This is a genomic window from Arcobacter sp. F155 (genome assembly GCF_004116455.1).
Lineage (GTDB): Bacteria > Campylobacterota > Campylobacteria > Campylobacterales > Arcobacteraceae > Halarcobacter.
Genome location: NZ_PDJU01000001.1, coordinates 296,924 through 317,960, shown reverse-complemented (window position 1 = coordinate 317,960; position 21,037 = coordinate 296,924). Strand labels below are relative to the sequence as shown.

At 27.2% G+C, this 21,037-nt stretch carries 18 protein-coding genes and 1 pseudogene; 13 read left to right on the top strand and 6 right to left on the bottom strand.

The window, feature by feature from the left end; translation table 11 throughout:
- Positions 1–5 precede the first annotated feature (5 nt).
- The 6 genes from ftsZ to fliW form a co-directional block, all read right to left on the bottom strand.
- Entirely contained in the window at positions 6–1,148 is a 1,143-nt protein-coding gene (ftsZ, locus tag CRV03_RS01575; protein WP_258238974.1) for a cell division protein FtsZ, read from the bottom strand.
- Positions 1,148–2,557 (bottom strand): cell division protein FtsA, encoded by a 1,410-nt coding sequence (ftsA, locus tag CRV03_RS01570; protein ID WP_129083383.1) that lies wholly within the window; start codon positions 2,555–2,557, stop codon positions 1,148–1,150. The genes ftsZ and ftsA overlap by 1 nt, the downstream gene beginning before the upstream one ends.
- A 3-nt stretch (positions 2,558–2,560) precedes the next feature.
- Positions 2,561–4,024 carry a peptidylprolyl isomerase gene (locus CRV03_RS01565; protein ID WP_129083382.1) on the bottom strand — a complete coding sequence of 488 codons (1,464 nt, stop codon included), beginning with the start codon at positions 4,022–4,024 and terminating at the stop codon, positions 2,561–2,563.
- A gap of 68 nt (positions 4,025–4,092) precedes the next feature.
- Positions 4,093–6,393 (bottom strand): AAA family ATPase, encoded by a 2,301-nt coding sequence (locus CRV03_RS01560; RefSeq protein WP_258238973.1) that lies wholly within the window; start codon positions 6,391–6,393, stop codon positions 4,093–4,095.
- A gap of 2 nt (positions 6,394–6,395) precedes the next feature.
- Positions 6,396–6,749, bottom strand: coding sequence for a hypothetical protein (locus tag CRV03_RS01555; protein ID WP_258238972.1), 354 nt, complete (start codon positions 6,747–6,749; stop codon positions 6,396–6,398).
- 18 nt (positions 6,750–6,767) lie between these two features.
- On the bottom strand, positions 6,768–7,142 hold the full coding sequence (fliW, locus tag CRV03_RS01550) for a flagellar assembly protein FliW (protein WP_129083380.1): 375 nt from the start codon (positions 7,140–7,142) through the stop codon (positions 6,768–6,770).
- Between the two features lie 142 nt (positions 7,143–7,284).
- Between fliW and CRV03_RS01545 the strand changes: the two genes are divergently transcribed.
- The 13 genes and pseudogenes from CRV03_RS01545 to CRV03_RS01485 form a co-directional block, all read left to right on the top strand.
- Positions 7,285–9,156 carry a flagellar hook-length control protein FliK gene (locus CRV03_RS01545; protein ID WP_164968595.1) on the top strand — a complete coding sequence of 624 codons (1,872 nt, stop codon included), beginning with the start codon at positions 7,285–7,287 and terminating at the stop codon, positions 9,154–9,156.
- Between the two features lies 1 nt (position 9,157).
- Positions 9,158–9,463, top strand: coding sequence for an EscU/YscU/HrcU family type III secretion system export apparatus switch protein (locus CRV03_RS01540; protein WP_129083378.1), 306 nt, complete (start codon positions 9,158–9,160; stop codon positions 9,461–9,463).
- Positions 9,464–9,520: 57 nt separating this feature from the next.
- Positions 9,521–9,961, top strand: coding sequence for a hypothetical protein (locus CRV03_RS01535; RefSeq protein WP_164968594.1), 441 nt, complete (start codon positions 9,521–9,523; stop codon positions 9,959–9,961).
- Complete coding sequence (mrdA, locus tag CRV03_RS01530; RefSeq protein ID WP_129083571.1) at positions 9,961–11,739, top strand: penicillin-binding protein 2; 1,779 nt, start codon at positions 9,961–9,963, stop codon at positions 11,737–11,739. Before CRV03_RS01535 ends, mrdA begins: the two co-directional genes overlap by 1 nt.
- A 65-nt stretch (positions 11,740–11,804) precedes the next feature.
- Positions 11,805–12,542, top strand: a complete 738-nt coding sequence (gene fliP / locus CRV03_RS01525; RefSeq protein ID WP_129083376.1) for a flagellar type III secretion system pore protein FliP — start codon at positions 11,805–11,807, stop codon at positions 12,540–12,542.
- A gap of 209 nt (positions 12,543–12,751) precedes the next feature.
- Complete coding sequence (locus tag CRV03_RS01520; RefSeq protein ID WP_129083375.1) at positions 12,752–14,836, top strand: hypothetical protein; 2,085 nt, start codon at positions 12,752–12,754, stop codon at positions 14,834–14,836.
- A gap of 578 nt (positions 14,837–15,414) precedes the next feature.
- Positions 15,415–16,128: a hypothetical protein gene (locus tag CRV03_RS01515; RefSeq protein ID WP_129083374.1), complete on the top strand. Its 714-nt coding sequence runs from the start codon at positions 15,415–15,417 to the stop codon at positions 16,126–16,128.
- A gap of 52 nt (positions 16,129–16,180) precedes the next feature.
- Entirely contained in the window at positions 16,181–17,593 is a 1,413-nt protein-coding gene (locus tag CRV03_RS01510; RefSeq protein WP_129083373.1) for a S1C family serine protease, read from the top strand.
- A gap of 35 nt (positions 17,594–17,628) precedes the next feature.
- Positions 17,629–18,255: a hypothetical protein gene (locus CRV03_RS01505; RefSeq protein WP_129083372.1), complete on the top strand. Its 627-nt coding sequence runs from the start codon at positions 17,629–17,631 to the stop codon at positions 18,253–18,255.
- A gap of 203 nt (positions 18,256–18,458) precedes the next feature.
- A complete protein-coding gene (locus CRV03_RS01500; protein ID WP_129083371.1) occupies positions 18,459–18,854 on the top strand; it encodes a hypothetical protein in 396 nt (131 codons plus the stop codon).
- A gap of 261 nt (positions 18,855–19,115) precedes the next feature.
- The gene (locus CRV03_RS01495) at positions 19,116–19,658 is read left to right on the top strand and encodes an antirestriction protein ArdA (protein WP_129083370.1); all 543 of its coding nucleotides are present in this window, start codon (positions 19,116–19,118) and stop codon (positions 19,656–19,658) included.
- Positions 19,659–19,805: 147 nt separating this feature from the next.
- Positions 19,806–20,855 (top strand): site-specific integrase, encoded by a 1,050-nt coding sequence (locus CRV03_RS01490; protein ID WP_164968593.1) that lies wholly within the window; start codon positions 19,806–19,808, stop codon positions 20,853–20,855.
- A gap of 73 nt (positions 20,856–20,928) precedes the next feature.
- A pseudogene (locus CRV03_RS01485) lies at positions 20,929–21,036 on the top strand (flagellar biosynthetic protein FliP); the annotation flags it as partial.
- Between the last annotated feature and the right edge of the window lies 1 nt (position 21,037).

Sequence of the window (21,037 nt, the reverse complement as noted above, 5' to 3'; positions counted from 1 at the left end):
AGTTTCTACTCTCTATTTAAACTATATTGCATTCTATAGTTTCTCATTAAAGGTGGGATATCTAAATAGTTTTCATCATCTGGATTTAACTGTTTAGTTTTATTGTCACTTGATTCTTCTGTCTCTACTATTGGATCATCATTTTTAGACTCAAAACCTGTAGCTACAATAGTGATTTTAACTTCATCTGTTTCTAGTGTGTTATCAGATGTTGTACCAAAGATAATCTCTGCATTTGAATCGATTGTTTCATGAATTTTTGACATAACATCATTAATTGCAAATAGTGATACTTGAGGGTGAATATTAAAGTGAATTAAAATACCTTTTGCTCCACCTAATGATACTTTATCAAGTAATGGAGACTCAATTGCATCTTCTAAAGCTCTTTGAGCAGCATCATCACCTTTAGCTTTACCAATACCCATTAAAGCCATACCTTTATGCTGCATAATTGTTTTTACATCAGCAAAGTCAGTATTGATATCAGAGTTACCAGGAGTAAGAATTACTTCTGTCATACCATTTACTGCTTGATAAAGAATATTATCAATGATTTTAAAGGCATCTTTCATTCCTACATTTTCATCAATAATCTCAAGTAATCTATCATTTGGAACAACAATAATCGAATCAGATACTTTTTTAATCTCTTCTAATCCAAGATTTGCAAGACCTGCTCTTTTTTTACCTTCCCAAGTAAAAGGTTTAGTTACAACAGAAACTGTTAATGCACCTATCTCTTTTGCAGCTTTAGCAATAATAGCAGCAGCACCTGTTCCAGTTCCACCACCAAGACCAGCAGCAATAAATACAATATCTGCTCCTTTTAAAGCAGTTTTGATATCTTCATAACTTTCAACAGCCGAGTCTCTTCCTATCTCAGGTTTCATACCTGCACCAAGACCTTTTGTTAGTTTTAGTCCTAACTGAATCTTTTTAGGTGCTTTAGATATATGTAATACTTGCAAGTCAGTATTAGCTGCAATTAAATCAATCTTATGAGAACCTTCGTTTATCATGTGATTGATCATATTACAACCACCGCCACCAACACCAATTACTGATATTTTGGCTACATTATCTGAAAGAGTTTTGTTTGGCATTTCCACTTTAATATCATCCACCTTAAATAAGTTATTATCCATTAGAACCACTCCGTGATCATATTCCAGATCTTACCTACACCTTTCTTTTTACTGTTTTCAGGCAACCTAGTAAGTGTAGTTGCACTATCTGGATTAGTTTTAGATGCGCTTGTATCTTGTTCTCTTCTAACTTTTGGCTGCTCTTTTTGAACAACTTTTTCTTTAGCAGTAGATAAAGCAATATCATCTTCCATCTTAGCTGTATTTTCGTTTGTTTTTCTTTTTTTGATTAAGTTTTTATTTGAATCTAACTCAAAACCTCTGTTAGGTTCTAAAGAGTAAAGTAAAATACCAACAATAGTTGCCATCTTTGAGTCTTCAAAACTCAAATATCCATTCTCAATATTAACTGGATTTGAAATCTTTGTAGGAAAATTATCAAAAACTAATGTCGTTAACTCTTTAAGACCATTTAGTTTACTCATTCCACCAGTAAGAACAATCCCTGCACCAAGGCTTTCATGAATTCCACTTTTCTTTAAATCTTTTTTAACTAAAGATAGTGTCTCTTCAACTCTTGCATGAACAATTGTTTGAACATATTCTAAAGATACTTCAGAAGAGTTTTTTTCATCTCCAATTCTTGGAGTTCTAATCTTTTTGTTAGTTAATTCTTCACTAGTTTTTAATAAATCACCATACTCAGTCTTAATCTTTTCAGCTGCTAATGGTGGTGTATGTAACATTACAGAAAGGTCATTTGTAATGTGATTTGAACCTACAGGAATAAACCCATTATAAATCATAGAGTGACCTCTATAACATACAAACTCAGTAGTTGTAGAACCTATATTAATAACAGTTGCACCAAACTTCTTTTGCTGTTCATCTAAAACAGAAATAGCAGCAGCATAACCATCTAATATAAAGTTATTTACAGAAAGACCTGCAATTTTCATTGCAGATTTGATATTTGTTAGAGCTGTTTTTTTTGCAGTTAATACAAAAACAGATGCTTCAAGTCTTGAACCATTCATATTTAGTGGGTTTTCTACATCTGATGAGTCATCAATCTTATATGAGATAGGTATAACATGAACAACTTCATATTCAGGAATTATTGTTGCATTATAAAGTGCCATTTGAAGTACCTGATTAATCTCATTTTCAGTGATTAATCCATTTGGTACATTTACACTTCCTGCACTTCTAATACCTTTAGTATAAGCCCCAGAAATAGATACAATTGTAGAGTCAAACTCTTCAGTTGTATTTTTTTTAGCAATCAATACAGCATCTTTTATGCTCTTTGAAGCAGCCTCAATGTTTGATATTACACCTTTATTTATCCCACTACTTTTTGATGAGCCAGTTCCCAATATATTTATTTTATAATCTAAGTTATTTCTAGCAATTACTGCTGTTATATTAGACGAACCAATGTCAATTGCTAAAAGAGTTTTATTCAATTACTACTCCTCTAAAGAGATTGAAGATTGTACTTCATACCTATTTTCTAAATTTTTTATTAAGTTATTAATTAACTCTTGATTTAATAATTTATCTACTGTTGACCTAACAGCTTCATTTTTAGATTCATCATATTGTGCTAATCTTGTATCTTCTATCTTATATAATACAATTTTATTTCCTAAATTAACTTTTCCTTGTTTTTCAGTGCTTGAGAAAAGTTTGTTTAAGAATGTTAAAGCCTCCTGTGCTTGAAGTTCAGGAATCTTTTCATAAGAGTCTCTTGATACATAACCTAAGCTTTTTCCTGAGAAGTTTTCTAACTCTTCGTTAGATAGTTTTTCTAAAGCTCTATTTAAAGCAACTGCTTCATAGTTTTGAGCTACTTGCTCTTTTGCTTTTTCATATGATAATGGTTTAGGAAGACCTTTATTTAAAACTTTAACTACTACATAGTTTCCATTGTTAATAAATGGTTTTAAAATATCTCCTGGTACTGCACCATCAATTTTTTCTAAACCTTCTGCAGAGTATGCTAATTTGCTCTCTTCTACTTCAACCTCTTTTGTGAAGTTTTCTTCACCTTTTTTAAGTTTTAAATATTTTCTTAGAGCTTCTTTTTTTGTAGCTTTTTCACTTAACACTTGAATCATCTCTTCTTTTGCTTCATCAAATGATTTAAGTTTTCCATCTTCTTGTCTATAATCAGTTTTAAAGTTATTGTAATGCTCTTTTAACTCATCTTCAGAAAAAGTTCCTTGCTCAACATTGATTTCTTCAATTGCTAACTTAACAGTTGGTTCAGAAACATAACTATTTTTGTTTTCTTCCCAATATTTTTTTAACTCTTCTTCTGTCACATTAACTTTTACATTGTTTGCATTTAGAATTTTGATACTTACTTTATCTTCTGCAAATAAAAGTTTGTTTAAGTTTTCTAACTCTTTATCATTTGCTTGAATTTGAAATAATGATTCAACTTTTTGTAAAAGTAAATCTCTTTTAACTGAAGCTTCAAACTCTGTTGGGTTTGATCTATTTTGTTGTAATACTTTGATGTATGTGTCTTTATCAAATTTACCATCTTTTAAAAATGCTGGGATTAAAACTAATTGTTTTGCAATCTCTTCATTAGTAACATCAAGACCTAATTCATCTGCAAATGATAAGATAAGATTTTTTTGAATAATTAACTTATATGCTGCATCTTTTAATTTTAGTTTATCAGCCATCTCTTGATTAAACTGATTACCAAACATTCTTGCATATTGGTCGTAAAGACTTGAATACTCTCTTTGGTATTCTTCAACAGTTACTTCTCTATCACCAACAACAGCTACTGCACCGCCTTTAGAACCGTAGTCGTAAGACCCCCATCCTACAAAACCAGCTCCTACGAAAGCTATTGTACTTATCCAAATAGTTATAACAAGCCACTTTTTGTGTCTTTGCATCCACGTTATCATAAAATATTATCCTCTAAAAAATTTTAGATATAATACATAAAGATTACTTTTATAAAGGTAAAATTATTTTAAAGTTTTTTTGAAAGAAGGTCATTTATTACAGATTCACGTTTTGTTGTTTCTATTCTTTTACAAGCACTCTTAAAAGCCTCTTCTTCTCCAACAATAAAACACATATCTTTAGCTCTTGTAATTGCCGTATATAAAAGTTTTGTATTATGCATAATATAGTGAGAAAAACTCATTGGAATTAAAGCATTTTCATACTCCATTCCCTGGGTTTTATGAATCGTTAGACAATAAGCAAGTGATAATAATGAGCTTAATTCATCAAACTCATAAAATACGACCATATCATCATTTGGATATAAAACTATACATTTCTGTTCTTCTGTATCAAGCTTTATTATAAGTCCAAGTTGACCGTTGAAAACTCTTTTTTCCATAAAATCAGTAGACCCAGTTTTATACATATGCATAGTTTGAGCTTTCATATTCTCATTTTTAATATGAATAACTTTGTCACTCATTTTATACTCATAAAGTTTACTTTTATAGCCCTCTTTTTTAGAGTGATTAAATAGTGATTGAAGCTGCATATTAAGATTTTCCACACCTAAAACTCCTGCTTTCATAGGAGTAATTACTTGAAAAAGTGTTAAAGCTGAAGAAATCTCTTTTTTCTTTATATATTCATAATATTTTCGTATATAATGACTAGAAATATTTAAAATTGTATTTAAAATTGACTCACCTATTCTTGCTCTTACATCTGAAAACTCATTTTGAGAGCTTGAATTTTTTACAGCATAATAATTGTTTATAGAAACATCAATAAATTCAAAATCTTTATAGTCACTTTTGTATTCAGGGACTTGCCCTTGCCTAATATCATTTGCTATAACAGCAATAGCTTGGTCTTCACTTTGTCTATAAATCTTTGTTAGTTTACAAATTGGTGCTAAATCAAATTTAATAGCATCTGCTAAAATATTACCTGCACCAATAGCAGGAAGTTGTCCATCATCACCTACAATTATAAGTATTGTATCATCATGGATTTTTTTAATAAGGTTGTAAAACATAACAGAATTAACCATTGAAGCTTCATCAAGTAAAATTACTTTATGGGGGAAAAACTCTTTATCCTCATGTTTTACAAATAAAGATTGTATTGTTGAACTATTATAACCTGTTGTATCAGATATTCGCTGAGAAGCAATACCACTTAAAGCAATAGTTATAATATCATCATAAGCAACTATTTCTTCAAGTAATTCTAAAACTGCTCTACTTGAAGTTGATTTACCAGTTCCTGCGTAACCAATTAAAAATAGTGTTTTATGACCATCATTTATAAGTTCAACTGCTTTTTTCTGCTCTTCACTTAAAGTGAAACCTAAAGTTTTCTCTTTTTTTTCTATATATTCATCAAAAGAAGCAATTATCTTTTTATTTCTTTCGTTTTCTCTTCTTTGAAAAAACTCTAAAATCCTTCTCTCTGCAAAATATAACATTGAAGGAGAGATTCTATGTTCACTAGTTTGAAATACTTCTTCTTCAACAAGCATATCAGAAACTACTTTTTCATATAAAATCTCTTCATTTTTAAAATGTAGATTTTCATCTAAGAGTCTATATAAATGTGACTTATCAATTGAAGAGTTTCCATTGTTATCACAAAACTCTCTTAAAGTATAGTTTACACAAGCACTAATTCTAAAATCAGACCTTGGATCAATACCTAAAGCTTTTGCTATTTCATCGGCTCTTTTAAAACCAATACCTTTTATATTTATAAGAATATATGGATTGTTTTTTATTTTTTCAATTAAATTATCTACTTCACTAAAGTGAGAATAGATTTTATTAATTAAATTTGAAGTTACACCAAACTTTGATAGAAATTTCCCTAGCTCTCTTAAGTGTTTAAACTTTTGCCAAGAAGCAACTATCTTTTCTAGTTTTTTCTCTTTTATTCCTTTAAACTGTAAAAGCTCCCCTGGATTTTCATTTAGTATTTTTACAAGTTCATCTTCTGTGTATTTTTCTAAAAGTTCTTTTGCAAACTTCTTTCCAACACCTTTTACTATTTTAGTTAAGAAAAAAAACATCTCTGCTTCTTTTAACTCTAAAGTCTCAAACTCAAACTGAACTCCATATTTTTTATGTGTTGTCCAGTTTCCCCTTAATAAAACCTCTTCTCCAACTATTTTCTCAATCTCAGTATCATAATAGTTACCACAAATTTTTTGGTTGTTTTCAAGGACTGCAATTACGTAGTTATTTTCTTCATTTTTATATAGAACTTTTTTCAAAACCCCCGAAAGATTAAAGGTTTTGTGTTCTTCATTAATAGATTCTGACAATCTTAATATCCATCATCAAATTTTGATTTCTTGTGTTTATCTTTTTTGTAAGTACTTCTTTTTTTCTCTTTTTGAATATGATTAGCCTCTTTTAGCAAAGTTGCTCTTTCTTCTTCAAACTCTTCACTAGAAGTTTCAGCATATTGAAGTGTTTTATTGATAAATGCGATTAACTGAGTAAGATAAGGTGAGTTAAGGTCAACAGCCTTTACTCTTTTTATATCTTCATAGTTTTTTTTAGTTCGCTCTTTAAAAAGCTCTTTATCAAAATTTTCTAATCTTAGTAGAGAAACAGTTCTAGTAAAGAACTTCTCTAATACTCTTATATATCTAACTCTTAGTTGTTTTTCGTGCATAAATATTCGAATCTTTTTTTAAAATTTTGGCAGTATATCATTTAGACTATCTAAACCTAGTTCATGTAAATCTAAATGTATTTGTCCCATTTTCATTGATTTGTTGTTCATTATTAATGGGGCAAAAATATTCATTGAAGAATCAGAAGTTTGAGCTTGTAATACAAATATGTAAAAAATAGAAATATCAGAAATATTCTCTATTTCTAGCTTTGCTACAAAATCTTCAGGAAGTTCAAACTCCAAAGACTTTAGGGCTCCAAAGCTCATAAGTCTAATAGTTTCGCCAGTTTCAACACCTTTTATCATAAAAAAGAAGTCATCTAATTTAGATAATTCAAACTCTTTTTCTCTTTCAAAGCCATCAATAGGAGTAACTACTTCAAATTTCATCTTCAACCTTTATTAATCAATTTGATTGTACAAAAATAAAAATTTGATGTCAATATATATAATATTTTATGATATACTTAAAATTATGATAGTTTCTAGTAATAATTTACTTAAAATTCTTTTGCCAAATGATAATAAAGTTTTGAAAGATGCTTTAAAACAAGCTGATATAAAAACTCTAGCAAATATAAAAAGTGGTGATATTAGTGTAGATGATATATTAAAAGACCTTTTTACACAGGCTAAAACAGGAACTAAAACAAATGCTTCAATTGAAAACTTACTAAAAAACTCTACTGTATTTAAGGACTTAGGAAATTTTAGTAAAAACATAGAAACACTTTTAAAACAAACTTCTCAAAACGAGAGCCTTCAAAAGTTTAAACCACAACTAGAAGCTTTATTAAAAAACCTTGGAAATATTGATGAAAAAGTATTAAAGAACTCCCTTGAAAAATCAGGAGTATTTTTAGAAGCAAAGATGCTTTCTCAAACACAAAGTAAAACTTCTTTACCAAAAGAGTTGGAAAATATTTTAAATCAAATAAAGACTATTTTAAAGCAGATTGATTTACCACAAGCAAAAAACATTTCCCAAACTATTGATAAACTGTTAAATCAAAATTTAAAAGGACTAGAAACCAATCCTAGCGAAACTGTAAAAGATTTAAAAACTTTAACTTCACAGTTAGAAACTCTTGGTAAATCATTACAAAATAAACAAACTGCAAACTTAGAACAACTAACAAATAGTTTAAAAAATATATCAAACCAAGTACAATTAACTCAATCAAAAATAGATAATGGTTCAACTCAAGTAGAAAAGCTTATGCACAATAAAAGCGAAGCCTTTTCAAATACAAGAGATGTATTGTTAAACCTAAAAAATGAGATTTTACAAAATAATAATCTACCAAATAAACAAAATCTACTTAAACAAATAGATAATTTACTTCAAAGTAAAGAGCTTAATACAAATATAAATACTTCTACTTTAAAAGCTACTCCAAACCAGGCGAGTGAAACCTTAGCTACATTAAAAGAGGTTGTTGCCTCATTACAGAACAAGCAGTCAGTAAATCCTGATAAGATTGTAAATAGTTTACAAAACTTAGCAACTCAACTTCAAACAAATCAAGTGAAAAATGAAGCATTAACTCAAGTAAAAGAGATATTACAAAATTTAAAAAATGAGCTTATCTTAGATAAAAATCTACCTAATAAACAAGCTTTATTAAATCAAATAGATAATCTACTTCAAAACAAAAATATGGATTCTTTAAATTTAAAACCTACCATTAACAATCTAACATCAAATATTGAAACTTTATTGAAGGATTTAAAAACAACTGTTGCACAACTAAATCAAGGAAATACAAACCAAGCAAGCTTTGAAAAAATAGATAAAGCCTTAGTAAAACTTGAACAAACAGCACAAAACTTTATACAAACTCTAAATAGAGGTGAAAATCCCAAAGGTGCAAATGCAAACTTACAAAATGATATGAAAGCTATTTTGTTAAAGGTGCAAGAAGAACTAACAACAAATACAACAGACCCCAAAGCAAGTGATACAGCAAAGCAAGTTGATAAGGTACTAACACAAATAGAGTATCACCAACTTTTATCACTAGTTTCAAATAGCAATAGTGTATACATACCTTTTATTTGGGATATGTTAGAAGATGGTTCTATTTCCATGAAAGAAGGAAAAGATGAAAAGTTTTATTGTGAAATTAATCTAAACCTAAAAGAGTTTGGAGAAACAAAGCTTTTACTTGGACTTTATGATAAAAATAAACTTGACTTAACAATCTATGCAACAAAAGATCATTTTAAAGAAGCTATCAAAGAGAATATTTTTAAATTAAAAAGAGCTATGAACTCTGTTGAATTAATTCCTGTAAATATCCATATTTTAGATTTTGATAAAGATAAAAAAGAAGAAGTTAAAAAAACTGATGTTTATAATCAAAATATAAATCTTGGTTTCGGGGTAGATATAAAGGCATAAAATGAATGAAAGAGAGATAAAAAAAGCTGTTGCCTTAGAGTATGATATTGAAGTAGATAATGCTCCTAAAGTAGTTGCTAAAGGTAAGGGAGAAATTGCTAATAATATTATTAAAATTGCCCAAGATAATGATATTCCTATAAAAAAAGATGAAGACCTTATTGAACTTCTATCTGCTATTGATATAGAAAAAGAGATTCCTCCTAGTATGTATAAAGCAGTATCTGAGATTTTTGCTTTTATTTATGACTTAACAGCTCTTGAAAGAAAAAAAAGAGACTCTGAAAAAACAAATGATACAATTTGATATTTATGTAAGTATAGTTTTAATATAATCCCTTAAAAACGAAGAACTATATTACTAATGAAAATCAACAACCTAGACAATCCTTTTTATATATTTTTATTTTGTATTTTTGCATTGATTGTTAATACAGTTTCATCTATATACTTTTTTCCAATAATGTTACTTGGTATAGTATTTATTGCCTTTTATGTTTGTATGGAAAAAAACTACAACTACACCCTATTTTTTCTTGGAATCACAACTGTTATAATTGAGGTAAACAATGGATTTAAACCCTTTTCTGTAATTTTACTTTGCTTTTTTATTTATGCCTTTGTTATTCCCTATGTATCAAGAGTATTGTCAGTTGATGGAACTAACCTATATGTTTATTTAGTAGTTTTTTATTGTGGTTTAGTGTTTTTATGGACATTAAATAATGAAATGAGCATTCAACTAAACTTTATTTTACTTTTAAACTTAGTTATTGACTTAATAATCTTTGGAGTGTTCATTTGATTAGATTAAAATTAATATTTATTTTTATTCTTGTTGTATTACTAACTTTACTTGCAAGGGTATATTTTCTAAGTATCAAATCAAATACTTATTATGAAGAACTATCAAAAAGAAACTATATTAAAAAAGTATATGAAGTTCCAAATAGAGGAATCATAAAAGATAGAAATGGAAAAGCCTTAGCTATGAATAAGCTTGGTTTCTCAATTAATTTAAAACCTCACTTAAGGTCATATAAAAATAAAGAGAGACTAGAAAAACTAATTACTCTAATAAATAAACACTTCCCAGAATATGAAAAAGAAAAGCTTTATAAAGAGTATAAAAAAACAGATTCACCCTATAAACATGACTTTGTAAAAGTTGTAAAGTATATTCCTTATGATAAGTTCTTTAAAAAATATACTCTATTTAACTCCCTTGATGATATACAAATTAAATCTGAGGTAAAAAGAGTTTATCCTTATAAACAAAATGCTTCACATATTATTGGATATGTAGGTAAAGCCTCAAGATTAGATATTGAAAGAAACCCTTTCTCAAAACATAGTGGTATTATCGGAAAAATTGGTCTTGAAAAATATTATAATGATAAACTTCAAGGGGAACTTGGGTTTAAAAACTTAAAAGTAAATGCCCTAAATAAAGAGCTTGAAGTATTAGAAGAAGAGAAACCATCAAGTGATAATGACCTTACTATCTCAATTGATATTGAACTTCAAAAATATATCCAAGAAAACTTCCCTGGAAAAGGTGGAGCAGTTATAGTAATGGATGCTCAAACAGGAGAGCTTCTTACTGCTGGATCTTTCCCTGAGTTTGATAATAATATCTTTGTTGATGGTATTTCAGTAAAAGAGTGGAATAAAATGAGAAATGACTTTAACCACCCTTTCACAAATAAACTGATTAATGGTAAATATCCTCCTGGTTCTGTTATAAAAATGGGTGTTGCTCTATCTTTCTTAGAAAATGGAATTAAACCAAGTTATACTGTTTTTGATACAGGAGCTATTACTTTAGGAAAAAGAAACTTTAGATGTTGGAAACAAAGAGGACATGGAAAAGTTGGCTTCTCTAAAGCAATTAGAGAGAGTTGTGATGACTTTTTCTATAAAGGAAGCCTAAAAATAGGAATAAATAATATTTCTGAAACACTTGCTAAATATGGTATTGGACAAAAGACTGGTATTGATTTAGATAATGAACACTATGGAACAAATCCAAACAAAGAGTGGAAACAACAAAGACATAATCTTCCTTGGTATGTAGGAGAGACGGTAATTACTTCAATTGGTCAAGGAGAAATGCTTACAACACCAATGCAAATTGCTAGGTATACAGCATTTTTAGCAACAGGTAAACTTCCTAAACCACACTTTTCAAAAGATAGTTATGAAGAACCATTAGAGATTCCTCACGATGAAAAACATCTTGAACTTATTAGAAAAGGAATGTATGAAGTAAATAACCATAGAAAAGGAACTTTATACAGATATTCAAGAAATAGTATTATTACTATGGCGGGGAAAACAGGAACTGCACAGGTTGTATCTATTCCTCAGTCTGAGAAAAAAAGAATGAAAGAGAGTGAACTAGAATACTATCATAGATCTCACGCTTGGATTACAGGGTATGGTCCATTTAAAGGTGACAAAAAATATGTTGTTACAGTAATTGTTGAACATGGTGGGCATGGTGGAAGTGCAGCTGGTTTTTTAGTTAAAAATATTTATAAAAAACTATATGAGTTTGGTTATATAAAAGACCCAAAATAAGCATATCTTGGAGATTTAATAACTTTTTCGATATAGTAATTTCTTATTTTATTTGAGGACGATATTTGAAACTAATATTTAGTTTATTAATTTTTTCTATTTCATTACTTTTTGCACAAGAAGAAGCTGCACCACCTGTTATTAATCTTTCTATTGCAGCATTAGAAGAACCAGCACAATTTGTTAAAACAATCAACATTGCTATTATCTTAACTCTTTTAGTTTTAGCCCCTACTTTACTTTTAATGGTTACAAGCTTTACAAGACTAATTATTGTTTTTTCATTACTTAGACAAGCATTAGGACTACAGCAAACACCTCCTAATCAAATTATCATTTCATTATCTTTAATTTTAACAATTTTTATTATGGAACCATATTTTAAAAAATCTTGGGATGATGCTATTGTTCCTTATATGGATGAAAAAATAGGTTATGAAGTAGCCTTTGAAAATGGAGTTAAACCTTTCAAAGAGTTTATGATTAAAAATACTAGAGAGAAAGATTTAGCGCTATTTTATAGAATAAAAAAAGAAGAAAACCCTAAAAATATTGATGATGTGCCATTAACTCTTTTAATGCCTGCATTTATTGTAAGTGAGCTTAAGACAGCATTTGAAATAGGTTTCTTAATCTTCTTACCTTTCTTAGTAATTGATATTATTGTAGCATCTATTTTAATGTCCTTGGGTATGATGATGCTTCCACCTGTTATGATTTCTCTGCCCATAAAGATAATTTTCTTTATTGTAATTGATGGTTGGGCATTGATTATTGGAAACCTCGCCCAGTCCTTTAAGTGACGGGTTTGTAGAGGTTAGAATAAATTGGTTTTGACTATTAAAATTAGTCATTTAACAAAAAGAAACAATTTTATAAGACTTAGTAGTTTTAGTCACTTTTTATCCAAAATCATCCACATTCTATCCACAGAATAGAGTGTGGAAAATTATTTTTACTTATCTAAATAAAATATAACTAACTTAAAACATACCTTTTAAAAGGAGGATTAATGACCAATGAACAATATCAAGAATTACTTGATTATGAGCAGCAAATAGCTTTAAAGCATAATGAAGTTCAAGAAAAAAATATAGACTTCTTAGTAGAAAAAGATGCACTATATCAACCTAATTTAAAAAAGGCTTTATCACCCTTAAAATTTCCTTCTTCACCTATTAGCCCTTATACTTTATCTACTGAAGTTGTATCATACTTAAAAACTCAAAATGTCCATATATCAGACAAATTAACGAAATCAATAGAAGATATTTGTAAAGTATTTAATTTTTCAATTCTTGCAAATGCAAATGGTTCAACTCAATCGTATATATATCCTGCACAAACTGGATTAGGTAAAAGTGTTTCTCTACAAATGTATGTTTCTCTACTACAAGAACAGTCTTCAATGATTGTAGTATCAAAAGTTGAGGAAGCAATTGAATATTGTAAATTTATTAATAAAATGAGTAGAAACCCATTATATGCTAGATGTAGCTATACAATAACTTCTGAAAATCCTAAAAATGATTTAAGAGTTGAGAAAAAGGATTTATCCAACTATAGATGTATTGTTATAACTCATAAAATGTTTCAACTTATTAATCAGAAAGTTGATATTGACACTTTTAAACTATATAAAAACAAAAAAAGAGATCTAATAGCAATTGATGAAAAATTATCTTTTTATGAACAACACAATTTCTCTAAATATGACTTAATATATTTAAAAGAAACCTTTAGCAAAATTATTTTAAAATCTAAAACTCTTGAAAATATAACTTATAATCCTTTAAAATTTTTTTTACAACTTGAAGAATATTTTAATATGTTAAATAAAACAATTGAGGATAATAAAAAAATTAATCAAGAAAAAATTTCTGTATGTGATGGATATATTGAAAGTTTTATAAAAACTCTAAATATCAATGAAAATATTGAAGCCTTACACCTTTTATTAGAAGCAAGAAAAAAAGAATTATTGGAAGAACTAAAAGATATAGGTATAAAGGATAATGAATCATTCTATGAAACAATTGGTTATAAAATTAAAAGCTTACTTCGTAACATCAAAGAAACACTTATAAGTGGTGTATATTATTTACAATATGGAAGAGAAAAGAAACTAGTAAGCGTTGAAAATATCATTAATAAGATAGGAGCAAATATAGTATTAGATGCTACTGCTACCATCAATAATTTTTACAATATAGCTAATAGATATGGTGGGAATATAACATATATTGAAGCAAACAAAATTAGGAAATATGAAAATTTAAAAATATATCAAGCAATAGGCTATGCACAATCTAGGTCAGCTATTTACAAAGATTTAAAAGATAATGATATTATTAATAACGCAAAATTGTATACCTCATATGCTCAAAATATACTATCAGAAAATGAAGATAAACTATTGATAGTTTGTCATAAAAAATTTAAAAGATATTTAATAAGTGAATGTCATAATGATAAAGTAAAAATTACTCACTGGGGAAATCATATAGGGAAAAACGAATGGAGTGATTGCAATAAAGTAATGATAGTAGGATGGAACTACCTAGACCCAGTAGTCCATATAAATGAAATCGTAAATGCTGTAGGAAGTACAGAAGCAAGTTTAGATTTAATTCATAAAAATGATTTAGTAGAGTATGAGAATAGACAAATTGCGGATGACTTAGTACAAGCTGTAATGAGATCAAGAGCTAGAAAGATTAGTACAGATGATTTAGATTGTAAAGTTACAGAAATTTATATGTTTCACAACAATACTCCTTCATCAAATCAAGTGTTAGAACTATTTAATTCACAATTCCCTAAATCTAAAATAAATTCATGGATTCCTAAAAAATCAGAATTCTTTGTAAAGAAAACTAAAGTATCTGGAAAAATTGAAACCATAATAGAATATTTAAAAGATAAAAAGAAAGAAGTCATGGAAATTGACCAACCAGAAGTGAGAAAAGAGTTAAATATACCAAAACAGACTTTTTCAAGAATAACTAAAAGTGAAGAATTTTTAGAAGCTCTTAAAAGTAAAAACTTTGCATTAATAGAAAAAAATGGGAAAACTAATAAATTTATATTAAACTAATTGTCCCACTTTTATAATATATATTTCTATATTAATGAGAAATGGGACAATTAAGTATTTTTTAATATTTTATATCAAATAACAAACTTCAACTAAAACTAATTGCACTTAGCTTTCTCTCAATAAAAGTTAAATGACCTTATAAAGGAAGGAAAGAGTTTGAAGAACGGAAGGAGCTTTGCGACTGAGTACTGAAAACGATTGACTGAACTTTAATAAAAGGTCTTTTAACTTTTAAGAAGTGACAAATAACTCTAATGTATACAACTAATAAAATAATTCTCTATAGAAATTTTTAAACTTACCACTATTTATAAAAATACTCATTTAATCAATACATACACAAACCTACAAAACTATAACTTATATAACTACATTATCTTAATATTTAGTATTTTCTTATATATAAAAACATACACAAATTAGTCCTCTTTGTAGCATACATAAACATACTTAATAAAATTACTTATTAATTTATAGATTTATTATCAAATAAAAGACATTTAAAACATTTATTTAATATAATTATTTGTACTATAAAAAAGACATTTATAGTATTTACTAAAAGGAAATTTGAAATGGAAATCATAATAGGTATTGTTGTATTATTGTTTATATGGGCTATAATTAAATCTATGGGTAAAAGTAAAAATCTAATTAATGATATCAATCAAGTAAGACTAAATGCATTAAGAAATCCGTCAAGATATACTCAAGGGTTCAATAAAAATGAAAGTGAAGATGAAATTAAGCAATCAATCACAACAACATTGTATTTAGCGCTTTCTCAATTAGGTCATAATGTGAATGACTATATACCTGCCAATTTGGAAGCAACAAATACCTTTAATGCTACAGTAAATGAAATTTACGAATTAGTACAAAAGAATAATGAAAATATATCTGAACAAGAATATACAAAAAAAAATCTTTATGCAATGTCAGATGAAGAATTGGAAGAAGAATATAAATTAGCAATAGCAAAACTTGAAACTGAAAATACTATGGAGAATGCAAAAAATTGTTTGAAAAAATTGGCAATAGAATTTGAAAATATGAGTAACTCAGAAATTATAGAAATGATATTAATTGTTAAAAACAATTCAAAGTCAACTAATACTTTTAACGTAAAAAATTATATATTTATTATGATTGGTTTAGCTTTGGAAAAAGAAGGATATTCTATTAATCCAGAAGAGAATCAAGAACTAGCATACCATGCAGATGATCTTGCTAGAAGAATATATGATAGAATTCAATTTGAAAATATTATTCTAAAACTTCAACAATGAATTTATTCTTATCTCATAAATTTAACCATAATTAAAAATCACAAGGGGAAAATTGAAAAAACTACTGCTAATTCTAACTCTAAGTATATTTTGCTTTGCTCAAAACCTACCAATTAATTCAGTTGTAAAAGTATTTGTTTCAGCATCAATACCAAATTATAAATATCCTTGGCAAACAAGCCAAAGGATACAAGTAAGTGGTTCGGGTGTAATTATTAAAGATAACTATATTATTACAAATGCTCATGTCGTTTCTAATGCTAAGTTTATTCAAGTATCACAAGATAAAAGTTCAAAAAAATATATTGCTAATATAAAATATATATCTAATCAAGCAGACTTAGCTATATTAGAAGTGAAAGATAAATCACTATTTAAAAATACTAAGCCACTTAATTTTACAGAAGATATAAAAACTGGAGATAATATAACTGTTCTTGGATATCCAATAGGTGGATATGATTTATCTACTACAAAAGGTATTGTATCAAGAATTGAAACTCATAATTATGTTTGGAGTGGTGAAAATCTATTAAGTATTCAAGTTGATGCTTCAATAAATAGTGGTAATAGTGGTGGTGCTGCATTAGATGATAATAACAATATTGTTGGAATTGTGATGCAATCATATTTAAAAAATCAGTCTGATAATATTGGTTATATAATCCCTTCCACAATTGTAAATACTTTTTTAGAAGATATAAAAGATGGAAAAGTGGATGGATTTGAAAATAGTGATACTTCATTTCAAAATCTACAAAATGAAAGTTTAAAGTCTTATTACAATATGAAAGGTGATAAAGGTGTAGTAATTACTGATATTGAAGATAGTGAAAAAGATTTAAAGCTTGGTGATATACTATTAAAAATTGATGGAGAAAAAGTCATTGATAATGGAACAGTTCAAACTAAATATGGAGCTCAAAATATCAATTATGCACTACATAAAAAACCTGTTGGACAAAAGGTATCTATTCAAGTTTTAAGAGATGGGAAAACAATAGATTTAAATTATACTCTAAAACAAAGAAATAGATTAGTTAAATATGAAAGATTTAAAGAACCAAGATACTTAATTTTTGCAGGATTAGTTTTTAGTCCTCTTACATCTAATTATATTTCAACACATGGTTTTAATGCTACACTGTTTGAAACCTTCTATAAATTTAACGAGAAAGCAAGCCATGCTAAAGAAGGTGTGATAATACAAGTAGAAAAATTCAACCACAATATAAATGATGGATATAATCCATATATATATTTAGTTAAATCAGTTAATGGAGTTAATATAGTTGATTTCAAACACTTTGTTAAATTAATAGATGAATCAAAAGATAAATATACTGTTATAGACTTTTTAGATATTAAGCTAAAAAAATATGTATTTGAAACTAAAAAAGCAAGAAATAGTTTTGAAGAGATTAAAAATATTTATGGACTAAATACAGATAGGCATCTTGATTAAGATTTTAAATTAACTTAAGTAAGGAATAAGTTTAAGTGAAGAATTATCAAACATTATTAAAAATTAGTGAAGAGGCAATCTCTTATGCTAAAAAAGATTTAGAAAAGTCTTTTAAATTAATTGAAAATATTGATGATAGTGTATTGTTTGAATTAACTCTATATAAAATTTCAAAAGAACTATTGCACATAAATAAAACTAAATCATTTGAAATAGTAAATAATTTAAGTGAAAAATATTTTTATGGATTGAAAGCTTATGAAAAAGTAATCAATAAAGAAGAAGTAGAAATTGATAATATAATTAAACTTTTAAAGAATAACTACAATAAAAAACAAATGAAATACCATATTTACTATATTCTAGAAGTAGGCATTTCTATTTCTGAAAACTACCCTTTTAAAGCATTAGATATACTTAATTTTATAAATAATACTTATAAAGTTTTTGGAGAATTACCACATGAAACTTTAGATCTATCAGTAGATATTGTTTTTTCAATAGCTAAAAATAAAAGTATTGAAGAAGCTTTAAACTATTTAAATATTATTGAAATTGACTATTATAAAATTAAAGTACTAGATAAACTATTAGCTTTAGATTTACCTAAAAATGAATATGAAAAATTAAATTTATTAAAAAAAGAGTTTGAAAATTTATAATATTTTGTAACTTAGTACATCATTAATCTTTCTATTTCATATTAATATCTACAATAATGTATAGGTATTATTTTATATTTCTCTTATGTAAACCTAATATAAAATATCTTTTTTATAAAAAAGTTAATAATTATTTATTTTACAGAATACTAATTTTTTTTTATACTATAATCTAACTTATTATTTAAAAAGGCATATAAAATATGAAATCAATTTTAATTACACTATTTATACTAACTAATTTATTTTCGAAAACAATAGATTATACTTGCATAATAACACGTGAATTTAACGGTGAATTAAGAGCTAAAAAAGAAGCAAAGTTATCGCTAGAAAAAGAATGGTATGGAAAACCATCTGCATTAATTTTATATAAAGATTCTGGAAAAATAGAATTGATATTACCAAATATACAATCAAAGATTGATTGGTTTTCTAAAGAAATTTCACTTTTTAAAGTTGAGGATGGAAATATTAATGTTACTGTTGAGTTTTCAAAAACTTCTCCATATAATATAAAAGGATATGGCTTTGCTAATAATAAGAATATAAAAATTAATGGAAAATGTATTGAAACTAAACAAAATCAGGGACTGTAAACTAAACTTTGTCTCAAATATAACTCATTAGATAATATACTTATTTTCTTTATAGAAATTTATCTGATTTATTCTAAGCCCTATACTTCAAACTCTTTTGATATAAACAAAACATACCCCCCTCATATACTTATTAACCTGAGTTTTTTAATTGACTAAACTACATTACCTTACATTATCTACTTCTAATATCACAACTTTTTCTTTAATACTATGAGAAAGTACATCTAATGTACTTTAATATCAAAAAAGGAGTTTAAGATGTTAAAAGTATTTATTACAGACTTAAGTGCTTATAACAAAGGCCATCTACATGGAGAATGGATTAGTTTACCTTGTGATGATTTAGAGGAAATTGTGAGTAAGATACTTACTAGTGGTGAAAATTTATGTGCTTTAAATTACGGTTATGAAAAACATGAAGAGTACTTCATAACAGATTGGGAATGGGAAGAGATTAGCTTATGGGATATAAGTGAATATGAAAATATCTTTGAGTTAAATTCAACTATTGAAAAACTTGAAAGCTTAAGTGTTATAGAACTAAAAGCAATAAAGTTTCTAATAGAACAATCTATTGTTTCAAATATAGATGAAGCTTTAGATAAATATGAAGATGTTGTAATTTATGAAAACACTTCACTAAAAGAGTATTCTTATACTTTAATAGAAGAACTTTATGATTTAAAGTCTATTCCTTCTATTATATCTAACAATATAGATTATGAAAGTATTGCTATAGACCTATCATATGAAGGCATCTATTATGAGATGGATGACGATTTAATAGAGTATATAAACTAATAATTATGGAAAGGTGAACAATATCTAAACTAACTAAAAAACCAAGATAATCTCATATTATATATTATTAAATATATATAAGAAATGGGACAATATAAACTAAAACATACTAAAAAAGATTGTTTCTCTAGAACAAGGAGAAATAAAATGGCTTCAACATTTATATATAGAAACAAAATCTACATGAGCGTACAAGTTAATGGAAAACAAAGAAAACGTTCAACAGGATTGAATAATACAAAGAAAAATCTAAAATACGTTGAAAGAGAACTTCTACCAAACTTTATCATAGAAGTTAGTAACAATAAAAGTAGTAATGTAAAACTTTTCTACTACATTGAAAGGTTTAAAGAAGAGAAAAAGCATTTCCTAAAAGAAAGAACATATATTAGATACTGCAAAATGATTGATAAATGGATACTTCCTGAATATGGTAAAATGAAAATCAAAGATATAAAAATAAGTACTTTAAAACAATTTTTAAACAATCATTTTGAAGAGGGCAAAACTGCAAAAACAGTAGAACTTTATAGAACTGTATTTAGTGGTATTCTTCAAGAAGCTGTATATGATGGAGTATTATCTAGTAACCTTTTTAAAAATATCAAACATCCAAAGAAAAAGAAACCAGTGATAACACCCTTCTCTGTTGATGAAGTTAAATTACTCTTAGATAACAGCTTTGGATGGTTTCATAATTATATTGGTATTGCAACAAGCTTAGGTCTTAGAAGTGGAGAACTAATAGCTTTAAAGTGGATTGACATTGGAGACAAAGAAATCTACATTAGAAGAACTAGAGACTTTAATCAAGATACAACACCAAAAACTGAAAGCTCAATTAGAACTTTACCTATGTTTGCAAAAGTAAGAGAATTTATTGATAAGCAAAGAAAAATAAGTGGTCATTCAGAATATGTATTCCCTAGACCTAATGGCTTACCTTGGTCAGATACACAATGGATTGCACAAAATCATTGGTATCCACTACTTAAAGATTTAGCTTTAAAGAAAAGAAGACTATATGAAATGAGACATACCTTTGCTACAAATATGCTAAACTCAGGTCATTTTAAAGTTACAGAAATAGCTAGAATGTTAGGACATACTACTACTGAATATTTATTTAATGTATACTCAGCTTATATTGAATCTGAGAAGAATAGTTTCTCTCTTAATATCAATATTTATGAATAAAATAAATCCAATAATATCCACATAAAATTAAGAACTACGATTTCATAGTACTTACAGAGAATAAATTATCAGGATGATGCTTCCACCTGTTATGATTTCTCTGCCCATAAAGATTATTTTCTTTATTGTAATTGATGGTTGGGCATTGATTATTGGAAACCTCGCCCAGTCCTTTAAGTGAC